12 protein-coding genes are annotated in these 14,178 nt (G+C 59.1%); 11 read left to right on the top strand and 1 reads right to left on the bottom strand.

Annotated features, from left to right (window positions below; all coding sequences use genetic code 11):
• Positions 1 to 113 precede the first annotated feature (113 nt).
• The 10 genes from DVU99_RS19385 to DVU99_RS19355 all read left to right on the top strand — a co-directional run bounded on the left by DVU99_RS19385 (position 114) and on the right by DVU99_RS19355 (position 10,165).
• Positions 114 to 563 (top strand): hypothetical protein, encoded by a 450-nt coding sequence (locus tag DVU99_RS19385; RefSeq protein WP_114241881.1) that lies wholly within the window; start codon positions 114 to 116, stop codon positions 561 to 563.
• Positions 564 to 613: 50 nt separating this feature from the next.
• Positions 614 to 1,303: a hypothetical protein gene (locus DVU99_RS19865; protein WP_157971500.1), complete on the top strand. Its 690-nt coding sequence runs from the start codon at positions 614 to 616 to the stop codon at positions 1,301 to 1,303.
• A gap of 557 nt (positions 1,304 to 1,860) precedes the next feature.
• On the top strand, positions 1,861 to 2,334 hold the full coding sequence (locus DVU99_RS19860) for a hypothetical protein (protein WP_157971499.1): 474 nt from the start codon (positions 1,861 to 1,863) through the stop codon (positions 2,332 to 2,334).
• 323 nt (positions 2,335 to 2,657) lie between these two features.
• Complete coding sequence (locus tag DVU99_RS19380) at positions 2,658 to 3,800, top strand: hypothetical protein (protein ID WP_157971498.1); 1,143 nt, start codon at positions 2,658 to 2,660, stop codon at positions 3,798 to 3,800.
• Positions 3,801 to 4,651: 851 nt separating this feature from the next.
• Complete coding sequence (locus DVU99_RS19375; RefSeq protein WP_157971497.1) at positions 4,652 to 5,062, top strand: lysozyme inhibitor LprI family protein; 411 nt, start codon at positions 4,652 to 4,654, stop codon at positions 5,060 to 5,062.
• Positions 5,028 to 5,405, top strand: a complete 378-nt coding sequence (locus DVU99_RS19370) for a transposase (RefSeq protein ID WP_343126341.1) — start codon at positions 5,028 to 5,030, stop codon at positions 5,403 to 5,405. Before DVU99_RS19375 ends, DVU99_RS19370 begins: the two co-directional genes overlap by 35 nt.
• On the top strand, positions 5,354 to 5,485 hold the full coding sequence (locus tag DVU99_RS20265) for a hypothetical protein (RefSeq protein WP_255412926.1): 132 nt from the start codon (positions 5,354 to 5,356) through the stop codon (positions 5,483 to 5,485). Before DVU99_RS19370 ends, DVU99_RS20265 begins: the two co-directional genes overlap by 52 nt.
• Positions 5,486 to 6,428: 943 nt before the next feature.
• Complete coding sequence (locus tag DVU99_RS19365) at positions 6,429 to 6,731, top strand: HigA family addiction module antitoxin (RefSeq protein ID WP_114241878.1); 303 nt, start codon at positions 6,429 to 6,431, stop codon at positions 6,729 to 6,731.
• Between the two features lie 316 nt (positions 6,732 to 7,047).
• Complete coding sequence (locus tag DVU99_RS19360; RefSeq protein ID WP_157971496.1) at positions 7,048 to 8,574, top strand: hypothetical protein; 1,527 nt, start codon at positions 7,048 to 7,050, stop codon at positions 8,572 to 8,574.
• 319 nt (positions 8,575 to 8,893) lie between these two features.
• The gene (locus DVU99_RS19355) at positions 8,894 to 10,165 is read left to right on the top strand and encodes a Xaa-Pro peptidase family protein (protein ID WP_114241876.1); all 1,272 of its coding nucleotides are present in this window, start codon (positions 8,894 to 8,896) and stop codon (positions 10,163 to 10,165) included.
• Between the two features lie 284 nt (positions 10,166 to 10,449).
• Here the strand turns inward: DVU99_RS19355 and DVU99_RS19350 are convergent, their stop codons facing one another.
• The gene (locus DVU99_RS19350; protein ID WP_114241875.1) at positions 10,450 to 12,033 is read right to left on the bottom strand and encodes an EAL domain-containing protein; all 1,584 of its coding nucleotides are present in this window, start codon (positions 12,031 to 12,033) and stop codon (positions 10,450 to 10,452) included.
• A gap of 1,359 nt (positions 12,034 to 13,392) precedes the next feature.
• On the opposite strand from DVU99_RS19350, the gene DVU99_RS19345 reads away from it, so the two are divergent.
• Positions 13,393 to 13,980 (top strand): hypothetical protein, encoded by a 588-nt coding sequence (locus tag DVU99_RS19345; RefSeq protein ID WP_157971495.1) that lies wholly within the window; start codon positions 13,393 to 13,395, stop codon positions 13,978 to 13,980.
• Positions 13,981 to 14,178 lie beyond the last annotated feature (198 nt).

Below are 14,178 nucleotides of genomic sequence, written 5' to 3'. Positions count from 1 at the left end.
GTGCTGATTTTTGGCTAGGTTCGCCTGCAACGTGCCTGGAGACTGTTACTAACAGGGAAACGTCCGCTTCCGACCCATAGCGGACGTTCCATTTTGGGAGAAAGGAGGGGGGAATGGACGAGGCAGCGATCGATGATCCGGAAGGTACTTTGCTCAACTTCATTCGACAGTTAGGGGAGCTCGAATGGCGAAAGTATCAGCGCCGATCCGTGAAGAAGCTGATCGATGGTGAGACGCGCATCGAAGACCAATCCAATCGCCCGCCTTTCGTGAGCTTCCGTTTCAAGCATGAGAGCGAAGCCACTATTCAGAGACTAGGGGCGGTGGTCGCAAGTTTCTCGGGCAACGTACGGTGGGGCTTGTTTGGGCATCAACGTGAAGGCCTTCCCGGCGTGAATTGGCTGATTTGCCCGGAAGAGGTGCAAGCTGCCCGAGTTACGGCGATGTCCCACGGGCTGTCCGTCGGCGCTTTCATCGCCGAGGTAGAGCCGACTTTTGCCGAGTTGGCATACAAAGATCTTGTCGGGTTGGAGTTGGCCCTTCGGACTGAGTTCGGCATTTAGTCCAATGTCCGCTTTCGGCCCATGGCGGACATGCCAATTTTTGAGGTGCGATGATGCAGGTTCCGAAGCAATCCATGCGATCAAAGCGAAAGAATGCGTGGTACTGCCTTTCCTTGATCCTGGTTGTCCTTACCGCATGCCACGAACGCGGAAATGTCGAGCAAGTGCATCACGCAGATGCACAAAGTGCCGAGGCAAGCGCCATTGCCCATTTGGAAGACCATAGTTCGCCGAACGGGTACCAGATTGAAGTCAGCGGCTATGGCGAAAACGGCCTCGAGACCAAGGTCGTCGACGTGGTGCCGTCATATCGACTAGCTGCGTTTGGTGGCGAATTGATGGGCGATGATCGTGGAGAGTTTGGTGGCGAGCTGATGTTTCGCGATAAGCATGGCTTGGTGCATCAGGTCTTGAAGGAAAATGTACATGGCATCTTCCAGATGCCCTTTGGCATTGTGGTTTTCACTGGCCTAGCACATCTTTCCTTTGACTCGGGACGCACCTATCTCGTAACGGCTTCGCCGGGAGGTGTCCCAATTGCGACACCGTTTCATCCACTGCCCGGCTCGCCAGAACAAGTGGTTCGCGCATTGTCAGGCTCGTTGATCTTTAAGGTGAACAACGGACGTTTTGAGAAGAACAGCGTCGGATACAAGGCTCCGGCAAAGGATTGCTATCGGCTGACCAAAAGCGGGGATGTTGAAAATTTGGCCTGCGCTTCAATCGGCATTGTGAACTGAAAGGGATCGCGGAGTTCATCTTGTGCACGTAGGCGACAAGAGGCGGTGAGGTCCGCTTTCGACCCATAGCGGACATCATTCGTACGGCGGCCAGGTGGCCCAACTTGAATGGGGGCGGCGATTCGCATGATGGAAGGTAGTTGCCACTGCGGCGCGATTCGCCTGGAGCTAGCGACCGCTCCGGATCACGTAATCGACTGCAACTGTTCAATCTGCAGTAGGTACGGGGCACTCTGGGCGGTGTTCGAACCCGATGCAGCGACAATCTCTGGTCAATTGGAGTCATTGCGCGGTTACGTCTGGGGGCGACGAACGATCCGCACCATGCACTGCGCGATCTGTGGGTGCGTGACTCATTGGGAGTCCATCAGCACCCAGGACGAGCCAAAGCTAGGGATCAATATGCGTAACTTCAAAACCTCGTCGGTGACAGGCTTGAAGGTGCGTCGCTTCGACGGAGCTGAAGGCTGGAGTTATCTTGATTGAAAGGTCTGCTTCCGACCCGAAGCGGACCTTTTTTGGAACCCTCGAAAAAGCGATACCCGGAGCTTGGATAGATGCGCAATATCGGCTGTTGTGGGGGAAGTTCGATCTGTGCGCCTGGCCCGGTATCGGACGTGACGCTGTTTTTCGACTGCATTTCGACTTACACAGCGGGTCGTCTCGATAGGAATTGGAGTCTTCTCACCGCCCGGCTCTATCGGCGCTATGTCAGACAAGACGATCTGGACGAGACCATTGGACTTATGGCGGAGGCCAAACGAGTGTTCGGCGCGGTTCCCAGCACGGCTGTCGACTGGACGGCTCTTGATGGGCTGCCAAGTTCATCTAGCCGGCTTGAATCGGGCTTGGCGACATTGGGTCAGGTGTTCGCGAAATATTTCGATAACTTTGACGTGTGTGTCGCTTCGGCAAAAGTGTTCTACGAGTCATGGAAGATCTACCAACCGGTTCGGGTCGGTAGGGGCGACGCTGCAATGGCAGGACGATGGCTGGTTCTGGCCGTCGCAAGTTGCAGGGGCGTCCATTGAAAACGCGCCAGACATCGGCGAACTAACCTCGCTTCGAGATCAATTGAAGGGCGTCGGTTATATCTAACAGCAGGTCCGCTTCCGACCCGAAGCGGACATGCCGGAAACGATGTGATTCACGCAACGAAGGGGGCTTCGTGACAGGTTTTGGCATGAAAGCGCTCTTCGGTCGCTTCTTCATGTTTATAGATGCCCAGGCACCCAACGTACTTAGGGTCGTCCGCAGGGAAGCCTAGTATTTTATAACGGGAGTAGCGTCCGCTTCCGACGGCGGACACTCACAATTCTTAGAACCACCCGCGATCACAAAATAGGGGACGAGTATGCGGCGAATTTATGTGTCAGCGTGGACGATTTTCGTCGGCCTGCTGCTTTCGATGAATGTCTTTGGCGCTGATCAGCAAGGGCTGCACATTATCCTCGCAGGAAATGCCCCTTCACCGATGAAGCTAGTACCGGGTCTCTATGTCTCTGCGGGAGAGAGAGCCCAGGCGGCACAATACCGGCCCAAGATCGAGGCGCTACGTGTCGATAAGGTGGACGGAACGCAAGTGACCGGCACGCTGGAGCTTATCCGGCTCGGCGTAAATGGTGAGGTCGATGATTTCAAGTCTCGAGTCACAGGAACCTTGGCGGATGGCGGCATCTTTCACACGGCACAGAGCATCATCGTTCAAGGTAATCATGTCGATTTCAATATCGTGGACGGCCCATTGGGCAGCATGATCCGCACGGTCAGCGGTGGGATGCAACCGAACGGGATTATCCTAAATTGGGACGTCGTCCAGACCGATTCCAACTTGGACAGCAGCTCCAATCTCCTTGTGCCTACGTCCGAGGATCGTTACCAACAACTAGTCGCGCAATACCAAGTCTTGGCGCAGGAAAGAGCTGCATTGCTAGATCAGCAATCAGTCTCCGCCAGGCTGATCCAGGATCGCTATAACCAGTTTACGCAGGAATCTGCTCTTTGGTTGAAGGAGTTCGCAAGTGATCCGTTGAATGACATCGTGTCGAAGGCTCAGCAAATGTATGCGGAGGAACGTCGATTGCTGACCAATGTCGAGACCGCGAAAATCGATCCGGCCGTGCGCCAGGCGACCGTTGATGTCATGCAAATCAACACGTATTGGTGGGAGGTTCATCTTGCCAATCAGCGCCTGAAGCGAGCTCAAAAATCTCATGAAGTCGAATGGGAGGCACTGGAGCAACTGATTGAGCAGTCACCATGTGTGACTTCCACAAGTGGTGGGGATGAGCTGGAGTACGACGCATCACCTGCCTGCGCCACCATTCCCAGCATTCTGAAGGCATACTCAAATCAAAGGCGCGAGCTGATCCGTGCCACAAGCAAAGCCGATCAGGATTCCAACCGCCAAGGCGACGTTTTTTTCTGCATCTTCATGAACGCCAATCACCTACTGAATCCCAAGATCTCCATCTATCACGAAATGCCTGGGTGTTAGGCGTGGTCGTTCTTATATCGACTTTCCGGCCAAGGTTCTGGCCATGTCCGCTTCCGACCCGGAGCGGACATCGCGACTCCACAGCGCAGTGAGAACGAATAGTCGTCTTGGACGAAACGGAACCGCAAATGGGCGTACTTAGTAAGTCAGAGGTGACACAGGTTGGGTGGTGGGAAGGGCTAGGCCCTTACTACATCAAGGAGTGGCCCGCGACCGTTCTCGCATGTTTGTTCTTTTTTGCCGCATTCGTGGCGATTTGGATCTACAACGCAGGACCGTTCCTGATGGGAAGCGCTGTTACGAGTGGAACCGTCACTAGCGTATGGTGTGGAACCAAGGGCTACGACTATGACTACTCATATAAAGTAGGAGCAGTTCGGTACTCTGGCCACGCTAGATCGGGGGCGTGGGATGGCAATGTCGGTCGATGTGCTGATCGCGTGGGCCAGCGTGCTTTGATCACCTATAGCCAGTCTCATCCCGAGCGTAGCCTTGGTGGCACCGTCAAGGATCGGTTTACAGCCGGCGCCCAACTCATGGGCGCGTTGACCATCGTTATGATGCTAATCGGAATGCCGCTGAGCTACACCAAGCAGCGTCGACAAACGCGGAATGGCCAGCTTCAAGACGACGACTTGCCGCTAAGTCGGCAGCAAAGGCGAGCGCTCGAAAGAAGACAACGAAAGGCTGATGGGGTCGAATGAGGTAGGTTTGGGTTTCAAGCCTCATTCGATCGCCGTCGTAATGTCCGCTCCCGACCCGAAGCAGACACCGCGACCTGCGTTATGGGCGAACCGTCAAATCTGATACGACAAAGGGAGCATGTGCGCATGAGGCGGACACTAATTTCCTTGGCCATCGCCATGGTTAGTTTGAGCGCTGGACTTGTTTACGCGCATCCGCAGCCGCAAGACCAAAAGGACTTCGATGACTCCAAGGCGGCGGCACAAAGCTGCCCTGGGCCTCAAATCGCCTTGGAAGCGTGCGAGAGCAGTATTTATCACTCGCTCGACACGCGAATGGGCGATCTCTACAAGAAGCAGATGGCTCGACTGGGGCCGGAATCAAAGGCGGCGTTGCGTGATGCTCAAAGGGCTTGGTTAGTCTTTAGGGACAAGTCTTGTGACTATGAGGCGGGTAAAGACCCCCGTGGGTACATGCTGGTGATCCAGTACACCTGCCTCCAAGATACGACTCGGCGTCGTATCGAAGATCTGACTTCTTACATTGAGTGCACGCAAAACGGCTGTCCGTCTGAGTAGAACATGGTGCCAGCCTGTTTCTCCGTCTGGTCCGCTTTTGACCCGAAGTAGACCTAAGAGACGAGCAAATCCATCCAAGATTTATGAGCGATGTTCATGGTTCAACGCTATTCAATGCGGCAAGAATGCACTGGCGCGCCTGGGGCTGACGCCACGGCAGCACAGCTCCGGTGGACGGGATCGCCTGCTGGGCATCAGCAAACGTGGCGACGCCTATCTGCGCTCGCTGCTGGTTCACGGCGCGCGCGCCATGCTGCGAACGGCACCACGCCACGACGATCCACTGAGCCGATGGGTCCCCAGCTCTCGGCGCGAGCCCATCCGAACGTGGCCTGTGTGGTGATGGCCAACAAGACGGCGCGCATGGCCTGGGCCATGCGGCGCTATGGAACCAACTATCAACCGGCTCTGGCGGCCGCCTGAGAGCAACGTCCGAAACCATCTCTTCAACGATTGCGAAGCACCCGAGTGATGACGTACCGGTCGGACCGGCGTCGGCAAAACCCTGAAAGATCCGTGTGCCCTGAGCACGCCAAAGCGATTGGGAGCCGACGCGCGACTAGCTCATCGTGGCCCGGCACCACCTGACGGTGCAGCGTTTAGAGGCCGGATATACGTATGCAGTCGACACGGACGCCAGAGCTAGGGGATGCTTGGCAAAGGGGAGGAGTCCATATACGGACGCTTGGGCTGAGGCTGTCCCTGATGGCCTGGTTCAAGCCGAGCCGACCAAGATTGGTTATTCATGTTGCGATGGCGTCAACGGCGATGGCGCCGCGGACTATCGTGGCTCAGTGGGTACCGACACATACGTCGGCACTCGGATGGATGGTTGGGTGGTCATCGCTGACATGCCGGGCGCATGCCGTTTGCTACGTTCAGCAGGCCACTGCAACGTCCGCTACGAGGTAGTGCAGTTGGCTTCGACAGCAATGTCGTGAAGCGCGGGCCGCATGAGCGGCAACTCATACGACCCGCTGACCATCACCAACTGACCTGAGAGTTGATCATGGCTGCACGCGATCATACGGGACGCATTCGCCCGTTCATTCCCTTCGATGTAACCCTCGTTTCCTGTTCCCGCAGCCTGCGTGCCACGCGGCGGGATGCTCACAGCCATGCGTGTCAGCTTTCGCTGACAACCGCCATCGGCTACGGCTAAATCCCACGCTCCGCGCTGCACGGCTTGATTCCAAGCCCGAGGTGAGCATTTCCCGCACCCAGTGATCGTTTCCGCGACGTATCGGTTTATCGGCCGCTGGGCCGTACCTCGGCGATCACTTACACCGTTCCCGGCATGCGCCGACACGGAAGCCTGTAGGGCTTGATCCGTCGTTGAGCCGTGCCTGACAGGAAAGGAAGCCCCATGTGCCTCATCAAACTCGATCCGCTGATGGACTTTGATCCATCGATGGTGCTGCGCAGCCCCGGCGAGGTGCTGCTTGCCGATTACCTCCAGCCTTGCGCCATGCCGCTGGCCCGCTTTGCGCGCCGCAGCGGCATCTCGTTGGTCATGCTGCGGCAGATCACGCTGGGTCGCCGGCGGATCGATGCAGAGCACGCGCTGCGGCTTTCGCTGGTAATGGAGCCCACCGCGGCGTACTGGCTGTTGCTGCAGGCACGTTACGATCTGGCGAAGGTGAGGGAAGGGCGCAGGCGTACCACGTAGTGGTTCAGCCATCCCAGGGAGGCTGGGGGCAACGTGCACTTTCTGTCGCGCGCAGAGCCAGGGCGATGAATGGCCCACCCCGAGCCCTGATGGCGCTGGATGGAACGGCCGGGTGACCCGCCACCCGCTTTGCCGGATTTGCCCCGGGGCTATCTGGACAGCCATCCGGCCGGGCTGAGCAGTGCGAAAGCGGGAAGGGGGCGCAAGCAGGGATGCAGCCCTTCAACCGCCAGACGCTCCCCCAGAAACGCCGCGACGGCCCCCTTTCCCGGCGCCCGTAAAACGTGCAATCTTGCGATTCATCTCTGGGGGGAGCATGAACATGCAAAAGCTTTGGGCTGTAGCCTTGTGCCTGTGGTTAGCCGTGGCGTCGGCGGCACAGGCGTCCACCACCAAGCATGCAGACGCGCCCCCCACACCCGAGGAGCAGGTTGAGGCCGTTCGGAACGCCATCAACCAGGCGCAGGACGACCTTCGCAACAACGACGACAGCGCGGCTGCCGGGGTCCTTGATGCGGTGATCCATGCCAATGGCTTTTCCAGGTTGCCCGATAGCGAGCGCTATCAGGCCCTGCTGCTCGCCGGCCTGGTTGATTACGACCGCGGTGAGCATGCGTCCGCGCATGACCTGCTGACGCGCGCAAGCAGCTTTAGCCAAAGCGACAGCATCGCCTGGTACGTTCGCCTGGCTGCCGCCTATGACGTGAAGGACTACCAGGACAGCGCGCGCTGCGTCATCACCCTCGCGCAGCGCTGGCCCGAAACGCTGGAAAAGGTCAGCAGCCAGTCGATCTACACCATCCACACCCGGCTTGAGGGCGACTCCGGGCTCGATCGGGATTACCTGCAGGCCTTGTTTGATGTGGAATGGCGCGACCCTGACGGTGAGCCAAGCATCCTCTGGCGTGACCTGGCGCTTTCGTGGCTTGCCCAGGGTGACACGCCAAAGGCCGCGCTTGCAGCCGGGCGCGTCACCTCCTCGCGGGTTGCGCTGAGCATGCGCGTCGATGCCCGCTTTGACGGCATCACGCGGAAAAACCTCGAGGCTTACGACGTGGATCGTCTGGTCCAAAAGGAAATCGCCGATACCCGAGCCCGTATGGCGGCAGAACGGGATCAACTAGGCCATGTCGCTACTCTGCAAGGGCTCCTGCTCGACACGCAGCACTACGACGAAGCGCTGGCGATTGCCGACGATGTCATCGCCAAATCCAGGGATGGCCAGGGTCCGACGCTGTACAAGGATTTCGATGATCGCTACATCTGGATTCTCGATCAGCGTGCCCGCGCCTTGGTTCGGATGGGGCGGTGGGACGAAGCCGTCGATCAATGGGTGCGTGCCGCACGGCGCCCCGAGCAGGGGCAAATGAATGTCAGCCAGATCATCAATCTCGCCCAGTTCTACGCTGAACTCCAGCGCCCCAAGGACGCCCTGGACACTATCGCCGAACTGGGCAACGTGAGCCCTTACGGACGCATGCAGCTTGAAATGGTGAAGCTCGAGGTCGCCCTGCAGCAGAAGGATACGGCTGTGGTTACCGAGCGCCTCGCCTATATGCGCGAGCATCGCGCTGACGCCATAGGCACCTGGCAGAACGCCTTGCTGCTAAGCGGTGACCTGGACGCTGCCGGTGATCTGCTGGTGGAACGGCTCCAAAGCGAGCCATGGCGAAGCGAGGCCCTCGCCGACATGCAGGACTACGCCACCACCGCACGCACCACGCCCGTGGAAACGGAGCGCATGGAGCGCTGGAATACCGTTATTTCTCAGCCGAAGGTGCAGAAGGCGCTTTCCAAGGTGGGCAGAGTCGAACACTTCAGTCTGGACCCGGCACAGCTTTGACCCTATGGACCTTGGTGTGTCCGGGCGTGGCGTCGGCCGGCATGACGTTGGGACGATCGTGCAGGCTTACGGGGCACGGCCTGGCTCCGAAACCGAGGCTTCGGGCAGCGGGCCGCGCCCCCGTGGTCTTGCCAAGGGCTGTGGGTGTGTCGGCTCCGGTTCGCCCGGTGCCGTGCATCACGTCAAGCGCGGGCGGTGCGCATGCCGAATGGCTGCGTGGTGATGGCCACATGCGCTTTGAAACCGGGCCAGGGCGTAGTCGCGCTGCCGGCTGCGGCCTCATACTGCCAGGCACTCTTGGCATCGGATCGGGGTTTGCATGCGTCGTCGTGATTTTCTCTCGGGGGCCGTAGCGGCCACTGCCGCGTCCACCGCACTCATGCTGGCCGGCCGGTCGGCGCGGGCTGCAGCGGCGGCGCCCAACGGGCTTGCCGGTTTGACCTCCATGACCACGGGCGCCAAGCCGATAACCGTGGAGGAGCGCCTGGCGCGCATCGCCAAGCTGCAGCGGTTGATGGTCGAGCAGAAGATCGGTGCCCTGATCCTGGAATCGGGTTCGAGCCTGGACTACTTCACCGGCATCCAGTGGCATCGTTCGGAGCGCACGACGGCCGCCGTGATCCCGGCGCGGGGCGACATCGTCGTGGTGACCCCGGCCTTCGAAGAACCCTCGATCCGCGAGACCCTGGCGGTGGGTGGCGATGTGCGGCCCTGGAACGAGCACGAGAGCCCATTTGCCCGCCTTGTTGGCGGGCTTCGCGATCGCGGCGTTAGCTCTGGCCCGATCGCCTTCGAAGCCACCACGCGCCTGTTCATCGTCGACGGCGTGCGTGAGGCGAGCGCCGGAGCCTATCAGGTGGTGTCCGGCGACGCCCTGGTCAAAGCCGTCCGGCTGATCAAGTCCCCCGCCGAACTTGCGCTGATGCAAACCGCCAATGATGTCACCCTGGCGGCGCTGCGTTACGTCCACGCCAACGTGCGCCCCGGCATGCGCCCGGACGAGATCGCCGACATGATGAACGCCGCCACCATGGCCCTGGGTGGTGCACCGGAGTTCGCCCTGGTGTTGATCAACGAGGCCAGTGCCTATCCGCATGGTTCGCACCAGCCGCAGACCTTGCACGAAGGTTCGGTGATCCTGATGGACGTGGGCTGCACCGTGCATGGCTATCAATCAGACATCTCGCGTACCTGGGTGATGGGCCAGCCGACCGCGAAACAGCGAAAGGTCTGGGACACCGTCAAGCGGGGACAGGAGCTCGCGTTGGCCACCGCCAAGCTGGGCACCCCCGTGGGTGCCATCGACGACGCCGTGCGCGCCTACTACGAAAAGGAAGGCTGGGGTCCCGGCTACCATCTGCCCGGACTCCCCCATCGAACCGGCCACGGTATCGGGCTGGATGGTCACGAGCCGCCTTATCTCGTCCACGGCGACGCCACGCCGTTGGCGCCCGGCATGTGCTTTTCCGACGAGCCGGGCATCTACATCCCCGGCGAATTCGGCATCCGTCTTGAGGACTGCTGGCACATGACCGAGACCGGCCCGAAGCTGTTCACCGGGCTTGCCAAGTCGATTGATGATCCGATCTGATTGGGTCTCGCGAGTATTCACGCATGATGTCCGTTCTCGATGCAGAACGGACGTCACGCGTGGACACCGCAGGGTGGCTGCCTTGGTTTTAATTCACGCTCTCGAATCACGGGCTGTCCGGGATGTTCGAACTCGCCAGGGCGGCAGCTCGGCAATCCGGGTGCATCACGAGTTGGGAAAAGAGCTATCCAGGTTGGCACCATGACCTCAACGTATCGCTGGAGTCGCTGATCCTCGCTCTCATCGTGGTGATTTCTGGAAGCGGCGACGTGCGAAAGATCACGTCAGTCTATACGTCGACTGTCACTGTAAAGCTTCGGGATGAGAAGTGCCTCGCGGAGTTCATCTTCGCTGAGGTCTCGAGAGAAGAGCCAGCCCTGCCCGTAGCCCACCTTCCATGCCGAAAGTATTTCGGCCTGTTCCGTCGTTTCAATGCCTTCCGCCACGATGTCGAGAGAAAGCTCCCTTCCCAGTTCCACGATCAGGCTCGCGATCTTATTCGTTACGGCGTGACTTTCGACCGCTTGCGTAAACGCCTTGTCGATCTTGATAGCGTCCAAGGCAAAGTTCATCAGTTCAGAGAGGCTTGAGTAACCGGTTCCGAAGTCGTCGATGGCCACTTTCATTCCGATGTCGCGCATGCGGTCGATCATGGCGCGCGCGACGGCGGTATCGGCAAAGCCGCGCTCAGTTATCTCCACGTGAAGTTGCGGCGGTACAGCTCCGGTGCGCTCAATCACCCCTTTGAGCAAGGGCAATGTCGCGTCAGAATGGAGATCTTCGGGTGCAAGGTTGATGGATAGGTAGAAATCGCCGTGCACTTCCGAGAGATCGGCGAGAAGCGGTTCTATCAGTTTTATAACCCTCTCCGTGATGCAGCCAATGAGCCCCGCCTCTTCAGCGGCGGCGATGAATCGATCTGGCCGCATGATGGACCCGTCCTGGCGTCGCCAACGCAGGAGCGCTTCGGCGCCGATCCATCGGTGGTTATCGAGACGAACGATCGGCTGATACACGAGAAAGAACTCGTTGTTGCGAAGCGCCGACTTGATGGCTGCAGGCAGGCTCATTTGCAACCTGGCGATTCGCAGTATCAGATAGCTGAGGATGAGGCCGGAAATGAGGCCTATCGGTAGCAGCACGGCCAGGAGTTTCGTGACGATGGCGCTGTAGCTTTGCTCGTTGAGTGCGGCGATGGTGACGACATCGACGACCTTGGATCGAGCCATGGCGACCATGTTGTGACCGATCAGCCTCGCGTTGGTCTGACCTGGAGCCAAGTCCAGCATGGCCGTGAGCCAATGCGGATCGACCACACCGCGCGTTGCGTAGATCTTTTTCCGTGAGGCCGACAGCGTTACAAGCGCCACCCCTGTGTCGCTTGTCGGTGCGTCTACCTGAAGCGTTTTATGCAACACCGCAGCGACGTGCCCATTGTCGATAACGACGAATTTCTCGCTGGGTGAAAAGGGCAGAATGACGTTCTCTCGGACGTTGTGCCCGGTCAAGGGGGATACGTCGTCGGGTGGCCCCAAGTCGATGGCTGGGTTGTGGGGTCCAAATGACGAGCAGGTCAGTTGGTTGCCATGCATGATCCCCACGAGCTTGACGTATGGGGAGCTCACCTCGACCCGTTGAAGTGCGGCGACAGTTTCCGCGCTGCAGTTGTCGATGCCGGGAATGCGCCCCAACTCGTCGAATGCCTGGGCATCCTGCACACCTGTGATGTCAACACGGCGCAGGATATCTGCCGCATAGAACAGTGCTCGGTTGGCCAGGTTTGTGCGTGCCTGCGCCATGGCGAGTCCGAAAGACAACGCTACGGGTACCGCTGTCGCAAACACCACCATCGCGAAGGTGAGCGCCAACAAGATCTTCCTGTTTGACGCTAACAAGATGTCCTCCTATGTATGCCTGGGTTGGCGTGTCAGGTAGGCGTCAGGAAGGGGCGTCGCAGCACGTTTTATGAAGGAAATAATGCCACCACTCGGTTTCCATGGATAAACGGATAGGTGGCAACGGGAGCTAGTATGGCCCTGGCAATTGGTGCGCGCTCGTTTTTCCCACCAATGCAGGATCGAAGCCCGGCAATCGAAGGTCGCTTGGTGTTTGAGCCCAACTAGGGCATGGCCGCATCGGCCCTGTGTCCAAACGCGCCGTTGTGCTCCGCGGGGCTGTCCTGGCCGAGATCCGAACCCGCGCATCCGCGTGCGCACAAGAGATTGATGCGCCGCAGCGAGGCGACCCGCAAGGTGGCCGAGTTCGCTGTTGTGATGCGCGATGGCGTTCGGGCTGACCATGGCGTCCGTGAATGGGGTTGGGCCGGATCCGCTTAGGCCTCGGGCGACTACCGCCTCAAATAGGAAGGATGAGTTCGACCCGCCTACAGTGCACAGGGTGCGAGAAGGGCCCGTCGGGCAATGACGCACTGTTACTTGACACGGAATATTTATTGTCGTTGCATAAAGCAAGTTCTTGCTGCAAACGCTTGCGGCCAACCCGGCCGCAGCCGACTTGGGGAAATCGAGACTCACTGTGGTGGACCGGCTTTCGTCGGCCCAGGCGCCGTTTTCATGCCTGAAGGATGAAATGGAGTCGCTCGGTTCTTTTGCATAACGCAGGGCTGGTTCGACATTTCGCCTTTGCACCACTTGCTTTCATTCTGGCGGTCACATTGATCGATTTCAGGTTGTAGGCCTCTGAGACTGCGGCGTCCTTGGCGTTGCAGTGGGTTGCCAATGTGTTGCCGTTTGTTTGATGCGAATTGCGCTCCCGGTTGCATCGAATGCGCTGGTCAAGAATCTCCAATGGCCGGATCGCAGCAATGAATGGGAGGCGCCCACGGGGCCGACGAGGAGTTGTTTCGCGTTTGACGAGGAGCCGGCCGATGAAGGAGCTTGCGCTCAGTTTCATTCTCGCCGCCGCATGGGTTGCGCCGATGCCCGCGCATCCAGGCAACGTGGAACCAAGCGTCAAGGTTTGCCGTGTAGAAAGCACGAGTGTCGCAACTGGCGCGGATCCCTTGAAAGGACAGCGCCTCTCAACGGCGCGACGGGCACGAGCCATATGGAGATCTTGGCGACTGCCAAATGGAAGGTCGTTCCCGTTAGCCCCGTTTTAGTGGCTGGCGCAGCATCTGCTGATCAGCATTCTTCGGAAGTGAATACGTGTAACTGATAGGCCGTTGCAGTTAGAGCATGTCCCCCTCAGCCCGTAAAGGAATGAGCATGTCCCAAGTACTGCCTGTAGCCAATGAAGTACCCCAGATGGAAGGGCGCGTGATGAAGCTGGAACGCTCGTTGCGGCGCGCGCGCTGGGGTATGGTCGGCCTCTTGTTGCTCATGGTTGCGATGTCTCTTGCCTGGTATGGCTTTGGCGGCATCGTTCAGCGCGAGATTCGCGTTCATCGTATCTACGCCGTCGACGATACGGGTACGGTACGCGTACGCGTGGGTGAGGATCAGTCGGGTGGTAATCGCTTGAGCCGGGTGGCGGGCGTGGTTGTCTACGACACGACAGGGCTCGAGCGCGGTGGGCTGGCCACCATGGCTAACGGCAGTGTGGCATTGGGCCTGGACGCACAGCACTCCGAGAAGGGCGTGCCTCGTGATCGCATCGGGTTGATGGTCGACGGCAAGGGCAACACGATGTTCTTGCTGGAAGATGGCCAGGGGGTGCCGATCGTTATCGCGAAAGGGGCTGCAGCCAACGGGGGCGTACTGCAGGTTGCCGAGGCTACGCCTGATGGCAAACAGCTGCAGATTCGCACGCTGGGCGTGCACGGCGACACGCAGTCGACGGAAAGTGACGACTGACGGAAGCTTCTATCTGGTCTCAGATGGGCTTCGAAGTATCAGGCTAGAGCCGCTCTCGCGGCCCTAGCAGACGCGTGAAACTCCGTTTCGATTTGTTAGTAGTCAAAGAGAGGGCATCGATGTCGAAGACGATGCCGACGCCGACGGGTATTGTCTTGGGTGCTGCCTTCGCTTTCACCCTCATGGGGGGGCTGGGCG

Origin of the sequence: Dyella sp. C9, from assembly GCF_003332825.1 — a bacterium.
GTDB lineage: Bacteria > Pseudomonadota > Gammaproteobacteria > Xanthomonadales > Rhodanobacteraceae > Dyella.
The sequence above is the reverse complement of the archived record's forward strand: the minus strand, read 5'-3'. Positions and strand labels throughout refer to the sequence as shown.